The 25,244-nt window shown below is 48.7% G+C and carries 27 protein-coding genes and 1 pseudogene; 14 read left to right on the top strand and 14 right to left on the bottom strand.

From position 1 onward, the window contains the following. The first annotated feature begins 94 nt into the window (after positions 1 to 94). The 9 genes from tdcA (at position 95) to cyuA (ending at position 11,819) form a co-directional block, all read left to right on the top strand. Positions 95 to 1,033 carry a transcriptional regulator TdcA gene (tdcA, locus tag ACJHXA_RS18870; RefSeq protein WP_000104211.1) on the top strand — a complete coding sequence of 313 codons (939 nt, stop codon included), beginning with the start codon at positions 95 to 97 and terminating at the stop codon, positions 1,031 to 1,033. A gap of 98 nt (positions 1,034 to 1,131) precedes the next feature. Further along, positions 1,132 to 2,121, top strand: a complete 990-nt coding sequence (tdcB, locus tag ACJHXA_RS18865) for a bifunctional threonine ammonia-lyase/L-serine ammonia-lyase TdcB (protein WP_000548347.1) — start codon at positions 1,132 to 1,134, stop codon at positions 2,119 to 2,121. Positions 2,122 to 2,142: 21 nt separating this feature from the next. Further along, entirely contained in the window at positions 2,143 to 3,474 is a 1,332-nt protein-coding gene (gene tdcC / locus ACJHXA_RS18860; protein ID WP_000107720.1) for a threonine/serine transporter TdcC, read from the top strand. Between the two features lie 25 nt (positions 3,475 to 3,499). Continuing rightward, positions 3,500 to 4,708 (top strand): propionate kinase, encoded by a 1,209-nt coding sequence (tdcD, locus tag ACJHXA_RS18855; RefSeq protein WP_001297162.1) that lies wholly within the window; start codon positions 3,500 to 3,502, stop codon positions 4,706 to 4,708. A gap of 33 nt (positions 4,709 to 4,741) precedes the next feature. Continuing rightward, positions 4,742 to 7,036: a 2-ketobutyrate formate-lyase/pyruvate formate-lyase gene (gene tdcE, locus ACJHXA_RS18850; protein WP_000861734.1), complete on the top strand. Its 2,295-nt coding sequence runs from the start codon at positions 4,742 to 4,744 to the stop codon at positions 7,034 to 7,036. Positions 7,037 to 7,049: 13 nt separating this feature from the next. After that, positions 7,050 to 7,439 carry an enamine/imine deaminase gene (locus tag ACJHXA_RS18845; RefSeq protein WP_000719990.1) on the top strand — a complete coding sequence of 130 codons (390 nt, stop codon included), beginning with the start codon at positions 7,050 to 7,052 and terminating at the stop codon, positions 7,437 to 7,439. A 71-nt stretch (positions 7,440 to 7,510) separates the two neighbouring features. Next, positions 7,511 to 8,875, top strand: a complete 1,365-nt coding sequence (tdcG, locus tag ACJHXA_RS18840; protein ID WP_000622115.1) for an L-serine ammonia-lyase — start codon at positions 7,511 to 7,513, stop codon at positions 8,873 to 8,875. 274 nt (positions 8,876 to 9,149) lie between these two features. Next, entirely contained in the window at positions 9,150 to 10,481 is a 1,332-nt protein-coding gene (locus tag ACJHXA_RS18835; RefSeq protein WP_000401598.1) for an amino acid permease, read from the top strand. A 27-nt stretch (positions 10,482 to 10,508) separates the two neighbouring features. After that, the gene (gene cyuA / locus ACJHXA_RS18830) at positions 10,509 to 11,819 is read left to right on the top strand and encodes a cysteine desulfidase (protein WP_000460519.1); all 1,311 of its coding nucleotides are present in this window, start codon (positions 10,509 to 10,511) and stop codon (positions 11,817 to 11,819) included. Between the two features lie 211 nt (positions 11,820 to 12,030). Here cyuA and yhaL read toward each other — a convergent pair whose 3' ends face one another. Together yhaL and ACJHXA_RS18820 are read right to left on the bottom strand one after the other, a co-directional pair. After that, the gene (gene yhaL, locus ACJHXA_RS18825; RefSeq protein WP_001295544.1) at positions 12,031 to 12,195 is read right to left on the bottom strand and encodes a protein YhaL; all 165 of its coding nucleotides are present in this window, start codon (positions 12,193 to 12,195) and stop codon (positions 12,031 to 12,033) included. A gap of 22 nt (positions 12,196 to 12,217) precedes the next feature. Next, positions 12,218 to 12,919 carry a pirin family protein gene (locus tag ACJHXA_RS18820; protein WP_000633577.1) on the bottom strand — a complete coding sequence of 234 codons (702 nt, stop codon included), beginning with the start codon at positions 12,917 to 12,919 and terminating at the stop codon, positions 12,218 to 12,220. A gap of 104 nt (positions 12,920 to 13,023) precedes the next feature. On the opposite strand from ACJHXA_RS18820, the gene yhaJ reads away from it, so the two are divergent. Then, positions 13,024 to 13,920, top strand: a complete 897-nt coding sequence (gene yhaJ, locus ACJHXA_RS18815; protein WP_001041010.1) for a DNA-binding transcriptional regulator YhaJ — start codon at positions 13,024 to 13,026, stop codon at positions 13,918 to 13,920. A 50-nt stretch (positions 13,921 to 13,970) separates the two neighbouring features. On the opposite strand, the gene ACJHXA_RS18810 is transcribed toward yhaJ, so the two are convergent. The 12 genes from ACJHXA_RS18810 to exuR all read right to left on the bottom strand — a co-directional run bounded on the left by ACJHXA_RS18810 (position 13,971) and on the right by exuR (position 20,585). Then, the gene (locus ACJHXA_RS18810; RefSeq protein ID WP_001198780.1) at positions 13,971 to 14,327 is read right to left on the bottom strand and encodes a DUF805 domain-containing protein; all 357 of its coding nucleotides are present in this window, start codon (positions 14,325 to 14,327) and stop codon (positions 13,971 to 13,973) included. 241 nt (positions 14,328 to 14,568) lie between these two features. Continuing rightward, positions 14,569 to 14,934, bottom strand: a complete 366-nt coding sequence (locus tag ACJHXA_RS18805; RefSeq protein ID WP_000384145.1) for a DUF805 domain-containing protein — start codon at positions 14,932 to 14,934, stop codon at positions 14,569 to 14,571. A 292-nt stretch (positions 14,935 to 15,226) separates the two neighbouring features. Continuing rightward, a complete protein-coding gene (yqjG, locus tag ACJHXA_RS18800; protein WP_000531193.1) occupies positions 15,227 to 16,213 on the bottom strand; it encodes a glutathionyl-hydroquinone reductase YqjG in 987 nt (328 codons plus the stop codon). A gap of 69 nt (positions 16,214 to 16,282) precedes the next feature. Beyond that, a complete protein-coding gene (locus ACJHXA_RS18795) occupies positions 16,283 to 16,675 on the bottom strand; it encodes a DoxX family protein (protein ID WP_000732233.1) in 393 nt (130 codons plus the stop codon). Between the two features lie 185 nt (positions 16,676 to 16,860). Then, entirely contained in the window at positions 16,861 to 17,160 is a 300-nt protein-coding gene (locus ACJHXA_RS18790) for a YqjK-like family protein (RefSeq protein ID WP_000096086.1), read from the bottom strand. Then, the gene (locus tag ACJHXA_RS18785; protein ID WP_000785722.1) at positions 17,150 to 17,554 is read right to left on the bottom strand and encodes a phage holin family protein; all 405 of its coding nucleotides are present in this window, start codon (positions 17,552 to 17,554) and stop codon (positions 17,150 to 17,152) included. The genes ACJHXA_RS18790 and ACJHXA_RS18785 overlap by 11 nt, the downstream gene beginning before the upstream one ends. A gap of 2 nt (positions 17,555 to 17,556) precedes the next feature. Next, the gene (locus tag ACJHXA_RS18780) at positions 17,557 to 17,862 is read right to left on the bottom strand and encodes a YqjD family protein (RefSeq protein WP_000031415.1); all 306 of its coding nucleotides are present in this window, start codon (positions 17,860 to 17,862) and stop codon (positions 17,557 to 17,559) included. Positions 17,863 to 17,899: 37 nt separating this feature from the next. Next, positions 17,900 to 18,268 carry a DUF1090 family protein YqjC gene (gene yqjC, locus ACJHXA_RS18775; RefSeq protein WP_001297156.1) on the bottom strand — a complete coding sequence of 123 codons (369 nt, stop codon included), beginning with the start codon at positions 18,266 to 18,268 and terminating at the stop codon, positions 17,900 to 17,902. A 146-nt stretch (positions 18,269 to 18,414) separates the two neighbouring features. Continuing rightward, positions 18,415 to 18,798, bottom strand: coding sequence for an EnvZ/OmpR regulon moderator MzrA (gene mzrA / locus ACJHXA_RS18770; RefSeq protein ID WP_001166768.1), 384 nt, complete (start codon positions 18,796 to 18,798; stop codon positions 18,415 to 18,417). Positions 18,799 to 18,801: 3 nt separating this feature from the next. Next, positions 18,802 to 19,464, bottom strand: a complete 663-nt coding sequence (gene yqjA / locus ACJHXA_RS18765; RefSeq protein WP_000422149.1) for a DedA family general envelope maintenance protein YqjA — start codon at positions 19,462 to 19,464, stop codon at positions 18,802 to 18,804. A gap of 21 nt (positions 19,465 to 19,485) precedes the next feature. Continuing rightward, entirely contained in the window at positions 19,486 to 19,569 is an 84-nt protein-coding gene (yqiM, locus tag ACJHXA_RS18760) for a protein YqiM (RefSeq protein WP_211180508.1), read from the bottom strand. Between the two features lie 239 nt (positions 19,570 to 19,808). Continuing rightward, positions 19,809 to 20,585 carry a transcriptional regulator ExuR gene (gene exuR / locus ACJHXA_RS18755; protein ID WP_000406488.1) on the bottom strand — a complete coding sequence of 259 codons (777 nt, stop codon included), beginning with the start codon at positions 20,583 to 20,585 and terminating at the stop codon, positions 19,809 to 19,811. Positions 20,586 to 20,880: 295 nt separating this feature from the next. Between exuR and ACJHXA_RS18750 the strand changes: the two genes are divergently transcribed. The 4 genes and pseudogenes from ACJHXA_RS18750 to ACJHXA_RS18735 form a co-directional block, all read left to right on the top strand. Then, complete coding sequence (locus ACJHXA_RS18750; protein WP_000225866.1) at positions 20,881 to 21,597, top strand: fimbria/pilus periplasmic chaperone; 717 nt, start codon at positions 20,881 to 20,883, stop codon at positions 21,595 to 21,597. A 29-nt stretch (positions 21,598 to 21,626) separates the two neighbouring features. Next, positions 21,627 to 22,127 carry a CS1 type fimbrial major subunit gene (locus ACJHXA_RS18745; protein WP_000755097.1) on the top strand — a complete coding sequence of 167 codons (501 nt, stop codon included), beginning with the start codon at positions 21,627 to 21,629 and terminating at the stop codon, positions 22,125 to 22,127. A 91-nt stretch (positions 22,128 to 22,218) separates the two neighbouring features. Beyond that, complete coding sequence (locus ACJHXA_RS18740) at positions 22,219 to 24,903, top strand: TcfC E-set like domain-containing protein (RefSeq protein ID WP_000358674.1); 2,685 nt, start codon at positions 22,219 to 22,221, stop codon at positions 24,901 to 24,903. After that, positions 24,900 to 25,118 (top strand): annotated as a pseudogene (locus ACJHXA_RS18735) (pilus assembly protein CblD); the annotation flags it as partial. The gene ACJHXA_RS18740 and the pseudogene ACJHXA_RS18735, both read left to right, overlap by 4 nt. Positions 25,119 to 25,244 lie beyond the last annotated feature (126 nt).

The raw sequence follows: 25,244 nt of genomic DNA, 5'->3' as shown, positions 1-25,244 counted from the left end.
TATTGAAAGTTAATTTGTGAGTGGTCGCACATATCCTGTTCATTTCATTTTGATACACTTCATGCCGTCAATGAGGTAATTAACGTAGGTCGTTATGAGCACTATTCTTCTTCCGAAAACGCAGCACCTGGTAGTCTTTCAGGAAGTCATTAGAAGTGGCTCTATCGGCTCGGCTGCAAAAGAATTAGGGTTAACTCAACCAGCCGTCAGTAAAATCATTAACGATATTGAAGATTATTTTGGTGTGGAATTAGTGGTGCGGAAAAATACCGGTGTAACATTAACACCTGCCGGTCAATTGTTACTCTCCCGTTCCGAATCCATTACCCGTGAAATGAAAAATATGGTTAATGAGATAAGCGGTATGTCTTCTGAGGCGGTGGTGGAAGTCTCATTTGGTTTTCCTTCATTGATTGGTTTTACTTTTATGTCAGGGATGATCAACAAGTTCAAAGAGGTGTTCCCGAAAGCGCAGGTTTCTATGTATGAAGCGCAACTGTCTTCGTTCTTACCGGCAATCCGCGACGGTCGACTGGATTTTGCGATTGGTACGTTAAGTGCAGAAATGAAGCTTCAGGATTTACATGTTGAGCCGCTGTTCGAGTCCGAGTTTGTGCTGGTAGCCAGTAAGTCCCGAACATGCACCGGCACCACCACGCTGGAGTCGTTGAAGAACGAACAGTGGGTGTTGCCACAAACCAATATGGGGTACTACAGCGAGCTTCTTACTACGTTACAAAGAAATGGCATCAGTATTGAAAACATCGTTAAAACCGACTCAGTCGTGACAATTTATAATCTTGTTCTCAATGCTGATTTCTTAACTGTAATTCCTTGTGATATGACGTCACCTTTTGGTTCAAATCAATTTATTACTATTCCGGTTGAAGAAACATTACCTGTGGCACAATATGCCGCGGTATGGTCGAAAAATTATCGTATTAAAAAAGCAGCATCGGTTTTGGTGGAATTAGCCAAAGAGTATTCATCTTATAATGGGTGTAGACGAAGGCAATTAATAGAAGTTGGTTAGTTATTTGTTTTTATTTAAACATAAATAATCCACCTGTCTGTTTTGCAGGTGTCGGTTACGGTTACCTACATATTTAATTCAGGCGAAGAGGTTTTATAATGCATATTACATACGATCTGCCGGTTGCTATTGATGACATTATTGAAGCGAAACAACGACTGGCTGGGCGAATTTATAAAACAGGCATGCCTCGCTCAAACTATTTTAGTGAACGTTGCAAAGGTGAAATATTCCTGAAGTTTGAAAATATGCAGCGTACGGGTTCATTTAAAATTCGTGGCGCATTTAATAAATTAAGTTCACTGACTGATGCGGAAAAACGTAAAGGTGTAGTGGCCTGTTCTGCGGGCAACCATGCGCAAGGGGTTTCGCTCTCCTGCGCGATGCTGGGTATCGACGGTAAAGTGGTGATGCCAAAAGGTGCGCCAAAATCCAAAGTAGCGGCAACGTGCGACTACTCCGCAGAAGTCGTTCTGCATGGTGATAATTTCAACGACACTATCGCTAAAGTGAGCGAAATTGTCGAAATGGAAGGTCGTATTTTTATCCCACCTTACGATGATCCGAAAGTGATTGCTGGCCAGGGAACGATTGGTCTGGAAATTATGGAAGATCTCTATGATGTCGATAACGTGATTGTGCCAATTGGTGGTGGTGGTTTAATTGCTGGTATTGCGGTGGCAATTAAATCTATTAACCCGACCATTCGTGTTATTGGCGTACAGTCAGAAAACGTTCACGGCATGGCGGCTTCTTTCCACTCCGGAGAAATAACCACGCACCGAACTACCGGCACCCTGGCGGATGGTTGTGATGTCTCCCGCCCGGGTAATTTAACTTACGAAATCGTTCGTGAATTAGTCGATGACATCGTGCTGGTCAGCGAAGACGAAATCAGAAACAGTATGATTGCCTTAATTCAGCGCAATAAAGTCGTCACCGAAGGCGCAGGCGCTCTGGCATGTGCTGCATTATTAAGCGGTAAATTAGACCAATATATTCAAAACAGAAAAACCGTCAGTATTATTTCCGGCGGCAATATCGATCTTTCTCGCGTCTCTCAAATCACCGGTTTCGTTGACGCTTAATTAATTCGTTGAGGATAGGATATGAGTACTTCAGATAGCATTGTATCCAGCCAGACAAAACAATCGTCCTGGCGTAAATCAGATACCACATGGACGTTAGGCTTGTTTGGTACGGCAATCGGCGCCGGGGTGCTGTTCTTCCCTATCCGCGCAGGTTTTGGCGGACTGATCCCGATTCTTCTGATGTTGGTATTGGCATACCCCATCGCATTTTATTGCCACCGGGCGCTGGCGCGTCTGTGTCTTTCTGGCTCTAACCCTTCCGGCAACATTACGGAAACGGTGGAAGAGCATTTTGGTAAAACTGGCGGCGTGGTTATCACGTTCCTGTACTTCTTCGCGATTTGCCCACTGCTGTGGATTTATGGCGTTACTATTACCAATACCTTTATGACGTTCTGGGAAAACCAGCTCGGATTTGCACCGCTGAATCGCGGCTTTGTGGCGCTGTTCCTGTTGCTGCTGATGGCTTTCGTCATCTGGTTTGGTAAGGATCTGATGGTTAAAGTGATGAGCTACCTGGTATGGCCGTTTATCGCCAGCCTGGTGCTGATTTCTCTGTCGCTGATCCCTTACTGGAACTCTGCAGTTATCGACCAGGTTGACCTCGGTTCGCTGTCGTTAACCGGTCATGACGGTATCCTGATCACTGTCTGGCTGGGGATTTCCATCATGGTTTTCTCCTTTAACTTCTCGCCAATCGTCTCTTCCTTCGTGGTTTCTAAACGTGAAGAGTATGAGAAAGACTTCGGTCGCGACTTCACCGAACGTAAATGTTCCCAAATCATTTCTCGTGCCAGCATGCTGATGGTTGCAGTGGTGATGTTCTTTGCCTTTAGCTGCCTGTTTACGCTGTCTCCGGCCAACATGGCGGAAGCCAAAGCGCAGAATATTCCAGTGCTTTCTTATCTGGCTAACCACTTTGCGTCCATGACCGGTACCAAAACAACGTTCGCGATTACACTGGAATATGCGGCTTCCATCATCGCACTCGTGGCTATCTTCAAATCTTTCTTCGGTCACTATCTGGGGACGCTGGAAGGCTTGAATGGTCTGATTCTGAAGTTCGGTTATAAAGGCGACAAAACTAAAGTGTCGCTGGGTAAACTGAACACTATCAGCATGATCTTCATCATGGGCTCCACCTGGGTTGTTGCCTACGCCAACCCGAACATCCTCGACCTTATTGAAGCCATGGGCGCACCGATTATCGCATCCCTGCTGTGCCTGTTGCCGATGTATGCCATCCGTAAAGCGCCGTCTCTGGCGAAATACCGTGGTCGTCTGGATAACGTGTTTGTTACCGTGATTGGTCTGCTGACCATCCTGAACATCGTATACAAACTGTTTTAATCCGTAACTCAGGATGAGAAAAGAGATGAATGAATTTCCGGTTGTTTTGGTTATTAACTGTGGTTCGTCTTCGATTAAGTTTTCCGTACTCGATGCCAGCGACTGTGAAGTATTAATGTCAGGTATTGCCGACGGTATTAACTCGGAAAATGCATTCTTATCCGTAAATGGGGGAGAGCCAGCACCGCTGGCTCACCACAGCTACGAAGGTGCATTGAAGGCAATTGCATTTGAACTGGAAAAACGGAATTTAAATGACAGTGTGGCCTTAATTGGCCACCGCATCGCTCACGGCGGCAGTATTTTTACCGAGTCCGCCATTATTACCGATGAAGTCATTGATAATATCCGTCGCGTTTCTCCACTGGCACCCCTGCATAATTACGCCAATTTAAGTGGTATTGAATCGGCGCAGCAATTATTTCCGGGCGTAACTCAGGTGGCGGTATTTGATACCAGTTTCCACCAGACGATGGCTCCGGAAGCTTATTTATACGGCCTGCCGTGGAAATATTATGAAGAGTTAGGTGTACGCCGTTATGGTTTCCACGGCACGTCGCACCGCTATGTTTCCCAGCGCGCACATTCGCTGCTGAATCTGGCGGAAGATGACTCCGGCCTGGTTGTGGCGCATCTTGGCAATGGCGCGTCAATCTGCGCGGTTCGCAACGGTCAGAGTGTTGATACTTCAATGGGAATGACGCCGCTGGAAGGCTTGATGATGGGTACCCGCAGTGGCGATGTCGACTTTGGTGCGATGTCCTGGGTCGCCAGCCAAACCAACCAGAGCCTGGGTGACCTGGAACGCGTAGTGAATAAAGAGTCGGGATTATTAGGTATTTCCGGTCTTTCTTCGGATTTACGTGTTCTGGAAAAAGCCTGGCATGAAGGTCACGAACGCGCGCAACTGGCAATTAAAACCTTTGTTCACCGAATTGCCCGTCATATTGCCGGACACGCAGCTTCATTACGTCGCCTGGATGGAATTATATTCACCGGCGGAATAGGAGAGAATTCAAGCTTAATTCGTCGTCTGGTCATGGAACATTTGGCTGTATTAGGCGTAGAGATTGATACAGAAATGAATAATCGCTCTAACTCCTGTGGTGAGCGAATTGTTTCCAGTGAAAATGCGCGTGTCATTTGTGCCGTTATTCCGACTAACGAAGAAAAAATGATTGCTTTGGATGCCATTCATTTAGGCAAAGTTAACGCGCCCGCAGAATTTGCATAATTTAGTTGAAGTATTGTAGAGAGATTATTTTTCATGAAGGTAGATATTGATACCAGCGATAAGCTGTACGCCGACGCATGGCTTGGCTTTAAAGGTACGGACTGGAAAAACGAAATTAATGTCCGCGATTTTATTCAACATAACTATACACCGTATGAAGGCGATGAATCTTTCCTCGCCGAAGCGACGCCTGCCACCACGGAATTGTGGGAAAAAGTAATGGAAGGCATCCGTATCGAAAATGCAACCCACGCGCCGGTTGATTTCGATACCAATATTGCCACCACAATTACCGCTCATGATGCGGGATATATTAACCAGCCGCTGGAAAAAATTGTTGGCCTGCAAACGGATGCGCCGTTGAAACGTGCGCTACACCCGTTCGGTGGCATTAATATGATTAAAAGTTCATTCCACGCCTATGGCCGAGAAATGGACAGTGAATTTGAATATCTGTTTACCGATCTGCGTAAAACCCATAACCAGGGCGTATTTGATGTTTACTCACCGGATATGCTGCGCTGCCGTAAATCTGGCGTGCTGACCGGTTTACCAGATGGCTATGGCCGTGGGCGCATTATCGGTGACTATCGCCGCGTAGCGCTGTATGGCATCAGTTATCTGGTACGTGAACGCGAACTGCAATTTGCCGATCTCCAGTCTCGTCTGGAAAAAGGCGAGGATCTGGAAGCCACCATCCGTCTGCGTGAGGAGCTGGCAGAGCATCGTCATGCGCTGTTGCAGATTCAGGAAATGGCGGCGAAATATGGCTTTGATATCTCTCGCCCGGCGCAGAATGCGCAGGAAGCGGTGCAGTGGCTCTACTTCGCTTATCTGGCGGCAGTGAAATCGCAAAATGGCGGCGCGATGTCGCTGGGCCGCACGGCATCGTTCCTCGATATCTACATTGAGCGCGACTTTAAAGCTGGCGTACTCAATGAGCAGCAGGCACAGGAACTGATCGATCACTTCATCATGAAGATCCGTATGGTACGCTTCCTGCGTACACCGGAATTTGATTCGCTGTTCTCCGGCGACCCAATCTGGGCGACGGAAGTGATCGGCGGGATGGGGCTGGACGGTCGTACGCTGGTGACCAAAAACTCCTTCCGCTATTTGCACACCCTGCACACTATGGGGCCGGCACCGGAACCTAACCTGACCATTCTTTGGTCGGAAGAATTACCGATTGCCTTCAAAAAATATGCCGCGCAGGTGTCGATCGTCACCTCTTCCTTGCAGTATGAAAATGACGATCTGATGCGTACTGACTTCAACAGCGACGATTACGCGATTGCCTGCTGCGTCAGCCCAATGGTGATTGGTAAGCAAATGCAGTTCTTTGGTGCACGCGCTAACCTGGCGAAAACGCTGCTCTACGCAATTAACGGCGGGGTGGACGAGAAGCTGAAGATTCAGGTCGGGCCGAAAACAGCACCGCTGATGGACGACGTGCTGGATTACGACAAAGTGATGGACAGCCTCGATCACTTCATGGACTGGCTGGCGGTGCAGTACATCAGCGCGCTGAATATCATTCACTACATGCACGACAAGTACAGCTACGAAGCTTCGCTGATGGCGCTGCACGATCGTGATGTCTATCGCACTATGGCATGCGGCATCGCGGGCCTGTCGGTGGCGACGGACTCCCTGTCTGCCATCAAATATGCCCGCGTGAAACCAATCCGTGACGAAAACGGCCTGGCGGTGGACTTTGAAATCGACGGTGAATATCCGCAGTACGGCAACAACGACGAGCGCGTAGACAGCATTGCCTGCGACCTGGTTGAACGCTTTATGAAGAAAATTAAAGCGCTGCCAACCTATCGCAACGCCGTCCCTACCCAGTCGATTCTGACTATCACTTCTAACGTGGTGTACGGCCAGAAAACCGGTAATACGCCGGACGGTCGTCGCGCCGGAACACCGTTCGCGCCGGGCGCTAACCCGATGCATGGTCGTGACCGCAAAGGTGCCGTGGCCTCATTGACGTCGGTGGCGAAACTGCCGTTCACCTACGCCAAAGATGGGATCTCGTACACCTTCTCAATCGTTCCTGCGGCGCTGGGCAAAGAAGATCCAGTACGTAAAACCAACCTTGTCGGCCTGCTGGATGGGTATTTCCACCACGAAGCGGATGTCGAAGGCGGTCAACACCTCAACGTCAACGTAATGAATCGGGAAATGCTGCTGGATGCCATCGAGCACCCGGAAAAATATCCTAACCTGACAATCCGTGTCTCTGGCTACGCCGTGCGCTTCAACGCACTGACCCGTGAACAGCAACAGGATGTTATTTCACGTACTTTTACCCAGGCGCTCTGACGCCGGAGGATGTATGAAAAAGATTATCGAAACGCAACGTGCCCCAGGCGCAATCGGCCCTTATGTTCAGGGCGTTGATTTAGGCAGCATGGTCTTCACCTCCGGGCAAATTCCGGTTTGCCCGCAGACCGGTGAGATCCCGGCTGATGTGCAAGATCAGGCGCGTTTAAGCCTCGAAAACGTCAAAGCGATCGTGGTTGCTGCCGGGCTGAGCGTGGGCGATATCATCAAGATGACCGTGTTCATCACCGATCTGAATGATTTTGCCACCATCAATGAAGTCTATAAGCAGTTCTTCGATGAGCATCAGGCGACCTACCCGACCCGGAGCTGTGTGCAGGTTGCGCGTTTGCCGAAAGATGTGAAGCTGGAAATTGAAGCTATCGCAGTACGTAGTGCGTAAAGCCTCGTGAGCGGGACGGTCGCAAGGTCGTTCCGCTCCACTTCACTGAACGGCAATCCGAGGGTGTGGATATGATTAGTGCATTCGATATTTTCAAAATTGGGATTGGTCCCTCCAGTTCGCATACCGTGGGGCCAATGAATGCCGGAAAAAGTTTTATTGATCGGCTGGAAAGTAGCGGCTTATTAACCGCGACGAGCCATATTGTGGTCGATCTGTATGGGTCGTTGTCACTGACGGGCAAAGGCCATGCCACGGATGTCGCCATTATCATGGGACTGGCAGGAAACAGTCCGCAGGATGTTGTCATTGATGAGATCCCTGCATTTATAGAGTTAGTAACGCGCAGCGGGCGGCTGCCAGTGGCATCTGGTGCGCATATTGTTGATTTTCCTGTAGCAAAGAACATTATCTTCCATCCCGAAATGTTGCCTCGCCATGAGAACGGAATGCGGATCACTGCCTGGAAGGGACAGGAAGCGCTATTAAGTAAAACCTATTACTCTGTCGGCGGCGGGTTTATTGTCGAAGAAGAACACTTCGGCCTGTCGCACGATGTCGAAACGTCCGTACCTTACGATTTCCACTCAGCAGGTGAACTGCTGAAAATGTGTGATTACAACGGCCTGTCTATATCTGGCCTGATGATGCACAACGAGCTAGCGCTGCGCAGTAAAGCGGAAATTGACGCAGGGTTTGCCCGTATCTGGCAAGTGATGCATGACGGTATTGAACGCGGGATGAACACTGAAGGCGTGCTGCCTGGTCCGCTCAATGTGCCGCGTCGTGCCGTAGCGCTGCGTCGTCAGCTGGTTTCTAGCGATAACATCTCTAACGATCCGATGAATGTCATCGACTGGATCAACATGTACGCGCTGGCGGTTAGTGAAGAAAACGCAGCTGGCGGGCGCGTGGTAACGGCACCGACTAACGGTGCGTGCGGCATTATTCCGGCAGTGCTGGCTTATTACGATAAGTTCCGTCGTCCGGTAAACGAGCGGTCAATTGCCCGCTATTTTCTGGCAGCGGGGGCTATTGGCGCGCTGTATAAAATGAACGCCTCCATCTCTGGCGCGGAGGTCGGCTGTCAGGGGGAGATTGGCGTGGCCTGTTCAATGGCGGCGGCAGGGTTAACTGAACTACTGGGCGGCAGTCCGGCGCAGGTATGCAATGCGGCGGAAATCGCGATGGAGCATAACCTTGGGCTGACCTGCGATCCGGTTGCCGGACAGGTACAAATCCCGTGCATTGAACGTAATGCCATTAATGCCGTGAAAGCAGTAAACGCCGCGCGGATGGCGATGCGCCGCACCTCGGCACCGCGTGTTTCACTCGATAAAGTGATCGAGACGATGTATGAAACCGGCAAAGATATGAACGATAAATACCGCGAAACATCACGCGGAGGACTGGCCATTAAAGTGGTCTGCGGCTGACATTGCTGTCAGCTTTCATCCTTGGGTGCACAAATGTGCACCTTTTTTTTGTGATCTGCCGCAAATAGAGAATGAATATTCTCTTGCGATTAATTTAGTAGAAAATTCTTATCCATCTCCGTTATTTCAAAGTCTTGATTGTGAAGATTTTCTCTGACCTCGCGCGTATCATTTCTTTATTCTAATAACTCGCCTGCAAAAACGTAGACCGCATATCGCCTTGATGCGGCTCGGAAAAAAATAATAAGCCCTACAAAATATTGAGCGAGAAATTATGGAAATTGCATCGAATAAAGGCGTCATTGCAGACGCTTCGACCCCGGCGGGTCGTGCTGGAATGAGTGAGAGCGAGTGGCGAGAAGCGATCAAATTCGACAGTACTGACACCGGCTGGGTGATTATGAGTATCGGGATGGCGATTGGCGCGGGGATTGTTTTTCTCCCGGTGCAGGTCGGTTTGATGGGATTGTGGGTATTTTTGCTCTCATCGGTGATTGGTTACCCGGCAATGTATCTGTTTCAGCGGTTGTTTATTAATACGCTGGCAGAATCACCAGAATGTAAAGATTACCCGAGTGTCATTAGCGGTTATTTAGGTAAAAACTGGGGCATCCTGTTAGGTGCGCTCTATTTCGTAATGCTGGTGATTTGGATGTTCGTCTATTCCACCGCCATCACCAACGATAGTGCTTCCTATCTGCATACCTTCGGCGTGACGGAAGGGTTGCTGTCAGACAGTCCCTTTTATGGTCTGGTACTGATTTGCATTCTGGTGGCGATCTCTTCACGCGGCGAGAAATTGTTATTCAAAATTTCGACCGGCATGGTGCTGACCAAGCTGCTGGTGGTCGCGGCGCTGGGCGTGTCGATGGTGGGAATGTGGCATCTGTATAACGTCGGTTCGCTACCGCCGCTGGGGCTGCTGGTGAAAAACGCCATTATTACGCTGCCGTTTACCCTGACGTCGATTCTGTTTATCCAGACGTTAAGCCCGATGGTGATCTCTTATCGCTCGCGGGAAAAATCAATTGAAGTGGCGCGGCATAAAGCATTGCGGGCAATGAATATCGCGTTTGGCATTTTGTTTGTCACCGTCTTTTTCTACGCCGTGTCGTTCACGCTGGCGATGGGACATGACGAAGCGGTAAAAGCCTATGAGCAGAATATTTCCGCGCTGGCGATTGCCGCACAGTTTATTAGCGGTGACGGCGCAGCGTGGGTGAAAGTGGTCAGCGTCATTCTCAATATCTTTGCTGTCATGACTGCATTCTTTGGCGTCTATTTAGGCTTTCGCGAAGCAACGCAAGGGATCGTAATGAACATCCTGCGTCGCAAGATGCCTGCCGAGAAGATTAACGAAAATCTTGTTCAGCGCGGCATCATGATTTTCGCCATTTTGCTGGCCTGGAGCGCCATCGTACTGAACGCACCGGTGTTGAGCTTCACCTCTATCTGTAGCCCGATTTTCGGCATGGTAGGGTGCCTGATCCCGGCGTGGCTGGTTTACAAAGTACCGGCATTGCACAAATACAAAGGGATGTCTCTGTACCTGATTATCGTCACTGGTTTGTTGCTTTGTGTTTCTCCGTTCCTGGCATTTTCTTGATTTACCTGAAATTTTAAGGTTTTTAATATGTTTGATTCGACTTTAAATCCGTTATGGCAGCGTTACATCCTCGCCGTTCAGGAGGAAGTAAAACCGGCGCTGGGATGTACTGAACCGATTTCACTGGCGCTGGCGGCGGCGGTTGCTGCGGCAGAACTGGAAGGTCCGGTTGAACGTGTAGAAGCCTGGGTTTCGCCAAATCTGATGAAGAACGGTCTGGGCGTCACCGTTCCCGGCACGGGAATGGTGGGGCTGCCGATTGCGGCGGCGCTGGGGGCGTTAGGTGGAAATGCCAACGCCGGGCTGGAAGTGCTGAAAGACGCAACTGCGCAGGCAATTGCCGATGCCAAAGCACTGCTGGCGGCGGGGAAAGTCTCCGTTAAGATCCAGGAACCTTGCAATGAAATCCTCTTCTCACGCGCCAAAGTCTGGAACGGTGAGAAGTGGGCGTGTGTCACCATCGTCGGCGGGCATACCAACATTGTGCATATTGAGACGCACAATGGTGTGGTGTTTACCCAGCAGGCGTGTGTGGCAGAGGGCGAGCAAGAGTCTCCGCTGACGGTGCTTTCCAGAACGACGCTGGCTGAGATCCTGAAGTTCGTCAATGAAGTCCCGTTTGCGGCGATCCGCTTTATTCTCGATTCCGCGAAGCTAAATTGTGCGTTATCGCAGGAAGGTTTGAGCGGTAAGTGGGGGCTGCATATTGGCGCGACGCTGGAAAAACAGTGCGAGCGCGGTTTGCTGGCGAAAGATCTCTCTTCATCCATTGTGATTCGTACCAGCGCGGCATCCGATGCGCGTATGGGCGGCGCTACGCTTCCGGCTATGAGTAACTCCGGCTCGGGTAACCAGGGGATCACCGCAACAATGCCTGTGGTGGTGGTAGCAGAACACTTCGGAGCGGATGATGAACGGCTGGCGCGTGCGCTGATGCTTTCTCATTTGAGCGCAATTTACATCCATAACCAGTTACCGCGTTTGTCTGCGCTGTGTGCCGCAACGACCGCAGCAATGGGGGCCGCCGCCGGGATGGCATGGCTGGTGGATGGGCGTTATGAAACCATCTCGATGGCGATCAGCAGTATGATCGGCGATGTCAGCGGCATGATTTGCGATGGTGCGTCGAACAGCTGCGCGATGAAGGTTTCGACCAGTGCTTCGGCTGCGTGGAAAGCGGTGTTAATGGCGCTGGATGATACCGCCGTGACCGGCAATGAAGGGATCGTGGCGCATGATGTTGAGCAGTCGATTGCCAACCTGTGTGCGTTAGCAAGCCATTCGATGCAGCAAACGGATCGGCAGATTATCGAGATTATGGCGAGCAAGGCCAGATAAACGCCAGGTTTTGGGTATCGTGCCGGATGCGATGCTGGCGCACCTTATCCGGCCTACGGGGTGCTCAACTTGTTGATGTTGTTGTGTTTTGTACCTGATGCCGGATGCGATGCTGGCGCATCTTATCCGGCCTACGGGTTGTTTAATTCGTTAATGTTGTTGGATTTTGTAGGCCGGATAAGGCGTTTTCGCCGCATCCGGCAACCTGTCTTTACGCGGTAGCTTCATCCTCGGCTAAACGCGTTTCAGCATCCGCGACGATGGCTTCCAGCTCGCTCAACATCTCTTCATAGCCAAAATTTTTGGCGGTGCGAGCAGGTTCTTTCGCCACCACGGGCTTCACTGGCTGGCGCTTTTTGGCCGATTTTTTACTCATCATCATCTCCCTGTAAAAACAACTAGACAGGCAAATCTATCAGCAAAGCGCGCAGTGGGGAATCGGCAACCAGCGTAATGTTAGCCTCGTCACGAATAAACGCCCCATCACCGCAGGTCAGCGCCGCTTTCTCTTCATGATGCGTAAGCGCATGAAATTTCCCGTGAATCGATTGCAAATACGCGCGTGGCCCATGCAACTGGAAATTCGCACTTTCGCCTTTGTCGAGCACGATATGGTGCAGCCACACTTGCTGGCGTAATTGCAGGCTTCCCATCGTACCCTCTGGCGAGGCGATTAATTGCTGCTTGCCCATATTAAGCGCCAGTTTTTGAATCAGCGGATTCTCTCGCTGCGGGCAGGCGTCCAGCCAAAGCTGCATTCGTGTTAACGGTTTGTCTTTGCTGAGATTGTGTTCGCTGTAGCTGACACCCGGCTGGGTAGAGAGCAGCAACGCCTCACCGGCGCTGGCCTGAACATGATTGCCTTCGCTGTCGCGATACTCTGCTTCTCCATCCAGAATCACATTTAAAATATCGACTTTGGGATAGGTTCGCGGCTGAAAGGCGGCACCTGGGGCCAGCACTTCCTGGTTAAGCACACGCAGGGAGGCATAGCCTAACAATTTCGGGTCGAAGTAGTGTCCAAAGGAAAAAGTATACCGGGCCTGCAACCATCCGTAGTCTGCTTGTCCACACTGCCTGGCAGTTCGGGTAGTAATCATAATTCTTGACCTCTCTTTACTTCCTTTTATGGTAAGGGGCTGGACGCTACATTGTTAGCCAGATATTCTGCCCGGTATGTTCAAATTTCCTGAATGAGAACGAAATGGCCAAAGAAAGGGCATTAACGCTGGAAGCACTACGGGTTATGGATGCGATCGATCGCCGGGGCAGTTTTGCGGCGGCGGCGGATGAGCTGGGACGCGTGCCTTCCGCACTTAGCTACACCATGCAAAAACTGGAAGAAGAGCTGGATGTGGTGCTGTTTGACCGCTCGGGCCATCGCACCAAATTCACCAATGTCGGGAGGATGTTGCTGGAGCGAGGGCGCGTTTTGCTGGAAGCCGCAGATAAACTGACTACCGATGCGGAAGCCCTCGCGCGCGGTTGGGAAACGCATCTCACCATTGTGACCGAAGCGCTGGTACCGACACCTGCCTTTTTCCCGTTAATCGACAAACTGGCGGCAAAAGCCAATACCCAACTGGCAATCATCACCGAAGTGCTGGCGGGGGCGTGGGAACGACTGGAGCAGGGGCGGGCGGATATTGTTATCGCGCCGGATATGCATTTTCGTTCCTCGTCGGAGATCAACTCGCGCAAGCTCTATACGTTAATGAACGTCTACGTTGCCGCGCCTGATCACCCGATTCATCAGGAGCCGGAACCGTTATCTGAAGTGACGCGCGTGAAATATCGTGGAATTGCGGTAGCGGATACCGCTCGTGAGCGCCCGGTGTTGACCGTACAGCTGCTGGACAAACAGCCGCGCTTAACGGTGAGCACGATTGAAGATAAACGTCAGGCATTACTGGCGGGGCTTGGCGTGGCGACGATGCCGTATCCGATGGTCGAAAAAGATATTGCGGAAGGGCGGTTGCGTGTCGTCAGCCCGGAATCGACCAGCGAGATCGATATTATTATGGCCTGGCGTCGTGACAGTATGGGGGAAGCGAAATCCTGGTGTCTGCGGGAAATTCCCAAACTTTTTAGCGGAAAATAATATTTGTTATTATTAATAAAAAGGGGCGAAATGTCGCCCCAATTCTAAGATTAATTTGAACCAAACTTAGGATCGTTTCCGTAACGATTGCTGCCAGAATTGCCTTCTAAACAGGCAAATACAAACAGAACTAACCAGCCAATGATCGGTACCAGATAGAGAAGCGCCCACGCACCTGAACGGTCAGTATCGTGCAGACGACGAACACACAGAGCAATGACCGGAATGATTGTTGCTGCCAGGTAAATGAGAGAAAGGAATGGAAACTCTAAACCTAAAATCAATTGAATGACATTGATAATAGCGCCGACGATGGCGTTAATCAGAGTAAACATCCAGTACTCTTTACGACGTGCGCGACCAGAGAAACCAACATAATTTTTTAATACGGCTAAATACCACTGCATAAAAACATCCCTTTAATTAAAAGTGACGAAAGTCTATTCCGGGTATTGTGTAAATGCTATTCGTATCTTTCTTTTTCGGATGTTATAAAGGTTTTGATATTTAAGATAAATACATGGTTGTTTTTTATAGGTAATTTATATAACGACATTGAAATATTTTAAATAAACATTAGTAAATTATTCATTCATCAACATGATGATAAAAGCCGGATGAGTCAGACATCCGGCGAGCAGATTTGTTTTAAGGTTCCAGTTTCGGATCTGGTCCAAAGCGGTTTTCGCCTGGCGTACCCGCCTGGCAGTTAAAGACGATGATAATAAGCCAGCCGATAAACGGGATTAAGAACAACAGTGCCCACCACGCCGAGCGGTCGGTGTCGTGCAGGCGGCGGAACTGAACTGCCCACCACGGTAAAAACACCAGAATACCGTAGATTGTCGTCAGGATGCCTTCGCCACCAGCGCGTTGCCAGCCTAACATTTTATCCAGCAGCCCCAGCACGAACGTAAAGATGATGTTGACCAGAATAAACATCCAGTACTCTTTGCGCCGCGCACGACCCCGGAAACCGACATAATTTTTTAGTACTTTCAGATACCAGTCCATTTTTGCCTCAATTTTGCTCAATCACTTGTTTTTAAAGCAGCAAATTAAGAATAGACGTGAATGAAATGGCAGTAAATATTCGTTCAAGGAATTAATAAAGTGCTGTGAAGGCGCGCTAAGACTGATGACAAGCGCAAAATCGCCAGATGCGCTACGCTTATCTGGCCTGCGCGGTCATTGCAACATATTGAATATAAATGTTTTGTAGGTTTGATAAGGCGTTCACGCCGCATCCGACATGAACAACATGCACTTAGCTAATTATCAGAGGCACCTCGTAAGGTGCCTTTTTTTAACCGAAGCGAACATCTCGTCCATGCGGTTCATCGAGATCCTGCCATGGACCAATTGAAATAATCCCCGTAGGGTTGATGGTCTTATGGCTGCGGAAGTAATGATTACGGATGTGATCGAAATTGACTGTTTCGGCAATTCCCGGCATCTGGTAGATATCACGCAGGAAGCCATACAGATTAAGGTAATCGCTGATGCGGTGCTTATCACACTTGAAGTGGGTCACATACACTGGATCAAAACGGACCAGCGTGGTCCACAGGCGAATATCGGCTTCGGTTAGCTGGTTGCCGGTCAGGTAACGATGCTGGCCTAAAATCTGCTCCAGTCGCGCCAGCGATTCAAACACTTTCGCCACCGCCTCGTCGTAGGCTTGCTGGCTGGTGGCAAAACCAGCTTTATACACGCCGTTGTTAACGGTGTCATAAATCCAGCCGTTAAGTTCGTCAATTTTCGTTTGCAGGGCTGGTGGGTAGTAATCACCCGCTTTTGCGCCCAGCGCATCAAACGCGGTATTGAACATGCGGATGATTTCTGCTGATTCGTTGCTGACGATGGTGTGGTTCTTTTTGTCCCACAGCACGGGAACAGTAACTCGTCCGCTGTAGTGTGGATCGGCGTGGAGATAAAGCTGATACAGAAATTCATGTTGATAGAGCGTATCTCCGGTTGCTCCCGGAAAACTGTCATCAAAGGTCCAGCCGTTTTCCAGCATCAGCGGGTTCACTACGGAAACGGAAATAAACGGTTCCAGTCCTTTGAGTTTGCGCATGATCAGCGTGCGGTGCGCCCACGGGCAGGCGAGTGAAATATAGAGATGATAACGATCTTTCTCTGCGATAAAACCGCCTGTGCCAGTGGGGCCAGGTGCGCCATCGGCAGTGAGCCAGTTACGAAATGCGGAAGCTGAACGTTGAAATTTACCGCCGGTAGATTTGGTATCGTACCAGGTGTCATGCCAGACGCCGTCAATCAGTTGACCCATTTTTCTCTCCTCCAATAGCAAAAACGAGGAGCTTCCTCCTCGTTTTTTATCGTTAAGTATAGCGCGTGCTTACCACTTTTTATTCAGCAGGCGGTCGATGCTATACGCGCCCGGACCGGTAATTGCCAGCAGCAGGAATCCGCCAGAAATTGTCAGGTTTTTCATGAACATCAGCGAGTTGACGCCTTCAGCAAAGTTGCTGTGAAATAAAAATGCCGTCAGCAGCGTAAAGCCCGCAGTAAACAGGGCTGTGGTGCGAGTCAGGAAACCGAACAGGATTGCCAGACCACCACCGAACTCAAGCAGAATCACCAGCGGCAGCATAAAACCCGGGACACCCATTGCTTCCATATATTGTTGGGTACCAGAGTAAGCGGTGATTTTTCCCCAGCCTGCGGTAATAAACAGAATCGGCATTAAAATGCGCGCTACCAGTACACCAACATCTTCTAATTTTTTCATCATACTCTCCACTGCGCCACTCAGGCTGCTGATTGTTTTTTTGTGCAAGGGCGCGGTATTAGCGTCGTTGCTGTCGATGGAGAGAATCATAAACGTGGTGAATGATGATTGTTAGCAAGGAAAACTGTCAAAAATCTTCAAAAAATTTGAGGGATAAGGCCGGAATTGCTCCGGCCAGAGGGAAGTTAACCGCGAAGCTGTTGCTGCTTGAGGGTCGTTTTAACCAGACGCCAGGCGCTCCATACGCCAAAACCGCGTCTGGCCCAGCGGACCAGCATATTAGGATGGCGAATCGTCCAGATCGCCATCACGCTACTGCCAACCAGCGCCCAGGAGCGCAGACTTAGCAGCATATTCCAGCGACGATCGTAAGCGCCTGTTGCCTCCAGCCATTCACGACGACTGGCGGAAAGATCCAGCCGTTGTTGCTGGATCTGGCTAAGCAGTTGCGCCTTACGTCGTTCACGTTCGACTTTACTGCTCACGGGACTCCTCCTCGAGCAGTTGCCGATCGTTTGCCAGCTCATGGCGTGTATGGCGCAGCAAGGTGGATTTACGCGATTTACGTAACGTCCAGATACCGCCAATCAGTGCCAGTAGCAGCAACACCACGGTGGTGGCAATCATCGCATTCAGGCGATATTGCGGATCAACCGCCCAAATAATTAGCACCATCAGGCTCATAAGACCAAATGCAGCGAAAAGCATCGTCAGGCCCAGCATCAGTAAAAGTTGAAAGAGATTAGCTTTTTCCTCTTCCAGCTCCACCACCGCCAGCCGCAGACGTGTTTCCACCATTTCAACCATGATGGAAACAATTCGCTGCCCGATGCCCAGAACGCTTTTACCGGGCCCTTGCGCGTGATGAGTGTCCGCCATAATTAACGACGCGACAGCAGAACGCCGAGCACTACACCGATTGCAGCGCCAATTCCCACGCCGGTCCACGGATTTTCACGCACATACTCATCAGCACGCGCCGCCGCGACACGGGTTTGTTTGGCGATGGCATCACCGGTTTCACCCAGGCGATAACGGCTCTGTTTCAGTGCCTGCTCCGCTTTGCTACGAATCTTACTCAACTCTTCTTTCGACTTCTCGCCAGATGAGCTAAGCACCTCTTCCAGCGTATCGGAAAGGGATTTCAACTCAGCACGCAGATGTTCCGTAGTGTGTTCTTTCGACATAGTTTTCTCCAGGTGAGTAAGTAGTGACTATTGTGAGTTAGTAGTCGCGCGCTTCCAGCTTTTTCAGCTCTTCCTGCGCTTCTGCCAGTTTCCGTTCGCGTTTGGCAATCTTATCGGCATCGCCTTTTTGCTTCGCCTCGGCTAAATCTTGCTGGCGTTCCGCCACCTCATCTTTCTGCTTTGCGATTTTCTTGTGATGATCGGCACGCAGCTGGCTATCTGAACAGTTGGCCCGGACTTCACTCAGGGCTTTATTCAGACCGTCAATACGATTCTGGTTTTGGTGTTTTTCGGCATAGCTGATCTCCTTAAGGATATTTTGCTCCTTTTCCTGACACAGGGTAGTGGCATAACTACCGGCACTAAGAGCAAAGAGAGAAACAGCTAAAGCGATGCGGTATTTCATTCTTGAACCTTCCATTGTGATTCGGACCTATTACAAAGGAACGATTGTCCAGACAACGAAGCGGTAGTGTTAACCACCGCCTCATTAATCATAGACAGTTACGGTGAAATCACCAAAGTGAGTGATATGTTTCGGATAACAGGAAGTTATCCGAAGCGATGAGAGTTATCCCGTAACCGGGTCAGCCACTGCATAGCCTGACTGTTATTGTCCTGCTGCGCAATGATGTAGCCATGGGGCAATGTTCTGTCGAGGACCGCTTTTGCGGCGGCGCTCTGGTCGCTGGAGTCAAATGTAATTAACAGAGTGTCGTTTTTGGGGGTGATACTTTTGAAAGGAATGCCATGAGCGTCAAGGTGATGCCAGATCGAAAAACCGTCTGGCATCGTTGTGCCTTGATGAACGGCACGAATCGCCAGCGTAGACTCTTGCTGGCGAACCGCGGACCAGGCCAGCAACAGCGTGCCGACCAGAAGTAAAACAGTGCCGGACCAGGCTAGCTGGCGAAGCGACATGCGAGGTATTTGCATCCCTTACCCCCGATTTCCATATTTCTTTTTCCATAACACGACCAGAGAACCTGCCAGGCCAAACACCAGCAGCACCACCGGGAGCAGCATCAGGCATGACATCAGCTGGTCCTCGTACTTTAAAAATACCGGCGTTTTGCCGAGCATGTAACCCAGAGTTGTCAGGATCAATACCCACAGCAGACCGCTCATCCAGTTGAAAAACTGAAAGCGCGCGTTATTCAGCCCTGATAACCCGGCAATCGTCGGCAGCAGTGTTCTGACAAACGCAATAAAGCGACCAATTAACAGCGCCGATAAACCGTGTTTATGAAAAAGATGGTGTGCGCGTTGATGATAATGCGCGGGTAAATGAGATAGCCAGTTTTGTACGGTGCGGGTATTGCCCAGCCATCGCCCCTGAATATAGCTGACCCAGCAGCCGAGGCTGGCGGCAACGGTCAGCAGCAGAATCGTTTGCGGGTAACCCATCGCGCCTTTCGCAATCAACACGCCGACCAATACCAGTAAACTGTCGCCCGGTAAAAAGGCCGCTGGAAGCAAGCCGTTTTCAAGGAACAAAATTACAAACAAGACAAAATACAACATGCCAATCATCGATGGATTGGCCAGGGTTTCAAAATCCTGCGCCCACAGGGCTTGCAGCAATTGGGTCAAAAGTTCCATTCATTATTCCTGGTGAATCGGTTAACGCCACGCTGGTTTTAAAAGATGCACTACCGCAATGTTATTGCTGTTTTGGTATGTTCTGCGGGTTTGATACATCAACACAGCCTGAACTATTCCCTGTTAAATCGTGAGATAAGAAAGCATTCAAAAACATAAATTCAAATTGAATCTAATTGTAACAAAGGTCAACGTTGTTCGTTATCAAAATTACATGTCCGTGGAGTCTGATTTTGCTGAATGCAGGGGAGGGTGGCGAGAGGATTTACACAGGCTGACACTTTATACTTTTCGCTTACCGACGAGACAAACAGGCGCGTCGCAGCGCCTGTCGGACAGGAGTTTCATTTACTGCCACTGGTGGCCGTATCGAGATGCACTACCGGGTTTTCGGCGAACAGATAGCGGTCGGCATTGAACTCGAAGTCGTCGCTGGTTTCGTTGAATAACATGATCTTGGTGTTTTCCAGGTGCTGCCACATTGCCAGCTTAGCAGCATGAGGATCTTTGCGAATCAGCGCCTTGAGGATTTGATCGTGGTCATCACACCAGTTATCGACGGTACGGGAATCAATGTGTTCGTGCAGTTTTTTCCAGTACGGGTTATGGCTACGTTGGGTCCACATTTTTTCAACGATGGCCGCCAGGGCGGAGTTCTGCGTCGCCAGGGCTACCTGAATGTGGAACTGTAAATCCCACTCGGAATCACGGAAGCATTGTTCGCCGCGCGCCTGTTCCTGAATGGCCATCAGTTTCATGATGTCTTGTTTCGTTACCTGAGTTGCCGCGAACTCGGCAATATTACTTTCGATGAGCTGGCGAGCCTGAAGCAACTCAAACGGACCGTAATTGGCGAATTCCATATTATTGTCAGCCGCCTGCTGATGGCGCGGCTGGTTGGAAACCACATGAATACCTGAACCTTTACGCACTTCGACATAGCCTTCAACTTCCAGCATGATGATGGCTTCACGAACTACCGTACGGCTGACGTTCTTTTCATCGGCAATAAAGCGTTCTGCAGGCAGTTTATCACCTACCAGATAGACGCCCTGTTCGATGCGCTCTTTCAGGTCAGCGGCAAGTTGTTGATACAAACGGCGTGGTTCAGTGATTTCCATATGCGTCTCCCGGAGTGGAATGCGGACCAAGTTATCATACCACTTTATTCATGGGTATGCCATTGGTCATATATAAATTTGGTGATTGAATTAATGTATTGAATTAATATTGTGAATATTTATAAATTCCTAAAAAATAAGTATCGTCATTGTGAAAGCTACTAAATTTCAGTAAGTTAATTCCCAGCCTTTAAATTTAATATTAACTAAAAATGCTTTTTTATATTGACTTACAATAAATCTACATCTCTAATACACCAACTTTTTGGAAACAATATTGTAAGATCAAATTTATATGGTGGCGAAAATTAATCTCTTATCACGGCTTACGCCGCTTTTATTCGTGTTCGCTCCTTTTTTGGCACAGTCAAATATGACTGTTTATCCTATGGCTGTTTCCATTAATAGTCAGGGTGAAGGCAACGTTCGCGTAATATCTAAAAGTAATGAAGTTCAGTACATCAAGGCGACAGTATTCCGTATCGATAATCCATCGACGCCTCAGGAAAATGAAGTTGAGATTAAATCCGGTGATGCAAATCATCTGGTTGTTATGCCACCTAAATTCGCTTTACCAGCCGGTAGTAGCAAAACCGTACGTTTTGTTGCGATGGAACCAGAGCAAAAAGAGAAAAATTATCGCGTTAAATTTGAAGCGGTTCCCAGTATTGATGACGTTGCCACAGATAAAAAAGATCTCTCTATGCAGTTAACAGTTAACTTAATTTGGGGGATTGTTGTTAGTGTTCCACCTCAGCAACCTATTGCTAAGTTAGAAGTAAATGCTGCCCAAAAATTAGTTAATGCAGGGAATCAACGCTTAAAGATTTTAACGATCGCTTATTGTAAAAATAATAGCAAAGAAAATTGTAAGATACAGACCGTAAATAAAAACATCTTCCCTGGTCAGGAAAGAAATCTTGAAAGCATATCTGGCTACGACAAAATCGTTGTCAAATATAATAACTGGATCACCAAAGATAATGGCGAGTTTGAACTGGCGGTCCATTAATTATCATTGTAATAAACGAAGGAATAGTAATGAAAAAGGTATTTGCAAAATCTCTTCTGGTCGCAGCGATGTTTTCTGTTGCAGGCTCCGCATTGGCAGTACAAAAGGATATTACTGTAACGGCCAACGTTGATGCCGCTCTGGATATGACACAGACCGATAACACCGCGTTGCCGAAAGCAGTAGAAATGCAATATCTGCCGGGGCAGGGTCTGCAATCTTACCAGTTGATGACCAAAATCTGGTCTAACGACGTTACCAAAGATGTAAAAATGCAGTTAGTTTCCCCGGCGCAACTGGTTCAAAGCCTGGATGCTAGCAAGATTGTTCCGCTGACAGTAACCTGGGGCGGTGAAGAAATTAAAGCTGATGCGGCAACCACTTTTACCGCAACCAAAATCTTTGCTTCCGATGCGTTAACTAACGGTTCTCTGGCTAAAAACCTGATGTTTGCTCAAACCACCAAAGGTGTTCTGGAGACAGGCATCTACCGTGGTGTAGTAAGCATTTATCTGTCTCAGGATATCTAATCCAGATAACAGAATTAACACGTAACAAAGGGAGGGGTAGCCCTCCCTTATTTTAACTGTTTTAGTATTTGTTATGGATTTCAGGATTGCCATGGATAAAAAATTACTGGCTCTTTTGATCCTGGCGAGTCTCAGCCCGGCAGAGGCGACATTAACCAAAATTCCCGCAGGGTTTGAGGTTATTGCTCAGGGACAGCAGGAGTATATCGAGGTTTATTTTTCAGGGAAAAGTCTCGGTAAATATTATGCAATGGTTAATCTTGATACCGTAACATTTCTTGATCCAGCAAGTCTATATAACAAGCTGGAACTGGATGTAGACGATCAGAAAATCGCGCATATAGTGAAAGAAAAATTATCGCAGCCGCTAGCTCGCCACGGTGAATTGGCTTGCGGTTATGTACGTACTGACTCAGGGTGTGGTTTTCTGAATACCGATACGCTGGAAATAATCTATAATGATGAAGAAAGTTCGGCAACGTTGTTTATTAATCCGCAATGGAATTCAGCTTTCGATGCGAAGTCATTATATTTAAATCCAGACAAAAATACTGTTAATGCTTTTATACATCAGCAAGACATCAATGTTCTGGCACAGGATGATTACCAATCGTTGTCTATTCAGGGAAACGGTGCGCTGGGAATAACAGAAAATAGTTATATTGGTGCACACTGGAATTTCAACGGTTATGATGCAGATGATGTCAGTGACAGTAATGCTGACGTCAGCGATCTCTATTATCGTTATGATTTTTTACGTCGTTATTATGTGCAGGCGGGTCGCATGGACAACCGCACACTATTTAATGCACAAGGCGGGAACTTTACCTTTAACTTTCTGCCACTCGGTGCAATTGATGGGATGCGTATCGGGTCGACACTGAGCTATTTAAACCAGGCGCAAAGCCAGCAAGGAACCCCAGTAATGGTTCTGCTTTCGCGCAATTCTCGTGTTGACGCTTATCGTAATGAGCAACTTTTGGGATCGTTTTATCTCAATAGTGGTTCGCAATTTATTGATACCAGTTCCTTTCCGCCTGGCAGCTACAGCGTGGCATTAAAAGTCTACGAAAATAACCAACTCACCCGCACCGAGCTTGTGCCGTTTACCAAAACCGGCGGTCTGACTGACGGAAATGCGCAATGGTTCTTACAGGCAGGTAAAACTACATCACAGGTTTCTGATGATGAAAGTTCAGCTTATCAGCTAGGAGTACGCCTGCCATTACATCCGCAATATGAGCTCTACGCAGGGCTGGCGAATGCCGATGATGTGAGTGCTTTCGAGTTAGGTAATAACTGGACGGCAGATTTAGGCGGGGTGGGGAATCTTGCAATCAGCGCCAGCGTGTTCCGTAACGATGACGGCGGCAAAGGTGATATGCAACAGGCCAACTGGAGTAATCCGGGATGGCCGACGTTGGGCTTTTATCGGACCAACTCTGACGGCGATGCTTGTACAACCGACAGCAGAGAGAGCTATAACGCCTTAAGCTGTTATGAAAGTATTTCCGCGACGGTTTCACAGAATTTTGTCGGCTGGAATATGATGCTGGGTTATACCCGCACACAAAATAACACTGATGATAGTTTGCGTTGGGATAAACAGCAGAGCTTTGAAAATAACTATCTTCGCCAGACAACAGCGCAAAGTATCTCTGAAACTGTACAACTTAGCGCTTCCCGCGCTTTTGTGATGCGTGACTGGATTTTGAGTACGTCAGTCGGTGTTTTCCATCGTAATGACAACGGTGGCGATAACGACGACAACGGCTTGTACTTATCGTTTTCGTTATCTGACACGCCAACGATGGATAGCAATAACAACAGCCATTCAACAAATGTGTCTACGGATTATCGTTATAGCGAACAGGATGGCGATCAAACGTCATGGCAGTTATCGCATACCTTTTATAACGATTCATTCAGCCATAAAGAACTTGGCGTAACCGTCGGAGGCCTGAACACCGATACCATAAACAGCGCGGTTAACGGGCGTTGGGATGGGCAATACGGAAATGTCTACGCTACCGTATCTGATAGTTATGACCGTAAGAATCATGATCATCTTTCGGCCTTTACGGGCACTTATAGCTCTACGCTGGCTGTCAGTCGCTATGGCGTTAATTTGGGAGCCAGTGGTACAGACGATTTGCTGGGTGCGGTACTGGTGGATGTGAAAGGCTTCTCTGAACAGGATGAAGAGAGTCAGGATCTGCAACTCGAAGCGCGGGTGGCAGGCAGCCGAACTTTGCAGCTTGGTCAAAGTGACAGTGTGTTGTTCCCTTATCCTGGATTTCAGTCTGGTTTTGTTGAGGTTAACGACAGTAGCCAGGGCAATCAGCAGGGGACAACAAACATCATTAACGGTGCAGGGAATCGTGAATTAATGTTGTTGCCTGGCAAGCTGCGCTATCGCGAAGTGTCTGCCAGCTTTAACTACAACTATATCGGTCGTTTATTACTGCCGGCAGCGGTGAAAAAATTCCCGATTGTGGGGCTGAACAGCGCCATGTTACTGGTAGCTGAAGATGGCGGATTTACACTTGAAATTAACGGCAGCGAAAAAGAGCTCTATCTGCTTTCCGGGCAGCAATTCCTTAAGTGTCCACTGAGTGTTGTAAAGAAACGCGCCAGCATTCGTTACAGCGGAGATGTTACTTGTAGTGTGGTGACTTATTCACAATTACCGGAGTCGATTCAGGTTCAGGCACAGTTGAAACAGCCTAAATTACGTGGAAACGTTCAGACGGCGCAAAGGGAGGTTGCACCATGAGAAATCGATTGATTGCAGCGATATTGGGCTTGTTTGGCACGCTCACTGGCGTTCAGGCAGCTCCTGACGTGACCAGTGAAATTACGTATGATTTGGCATCTGGTAGAGCGGATTATTACTTCTGGAAGGATGAAGCGTCGGCAGGAAATAATGGATATATGTGGTATGAATGTTCGTATCCTGACCTCCAACAAACCTGTACAGCTAATGGAAATTAGACTGGCCCCCTGAATCTCCAGACAACCAATATCACTTAAATAAGTGATAGTCTTAATACTAGTTTTTAGACTAGTCATTGGAGAGCAGATGATTGATGTCTTAGGACCGGAGAAACGCAGACG

This window comes from Escherichia sp. WS33 (assembly GCF_046486385.1).
Lineage (GTDB): Bacteria > Pseudomonadota > Gammaproteobacteria > Enterobacterales > Enterobacteriaceae > ECMA0423.
Note: the sequence above shows the minus strand (reverse complement) of the source record. Positions and strands in the feature narration are given on the sequence as shown.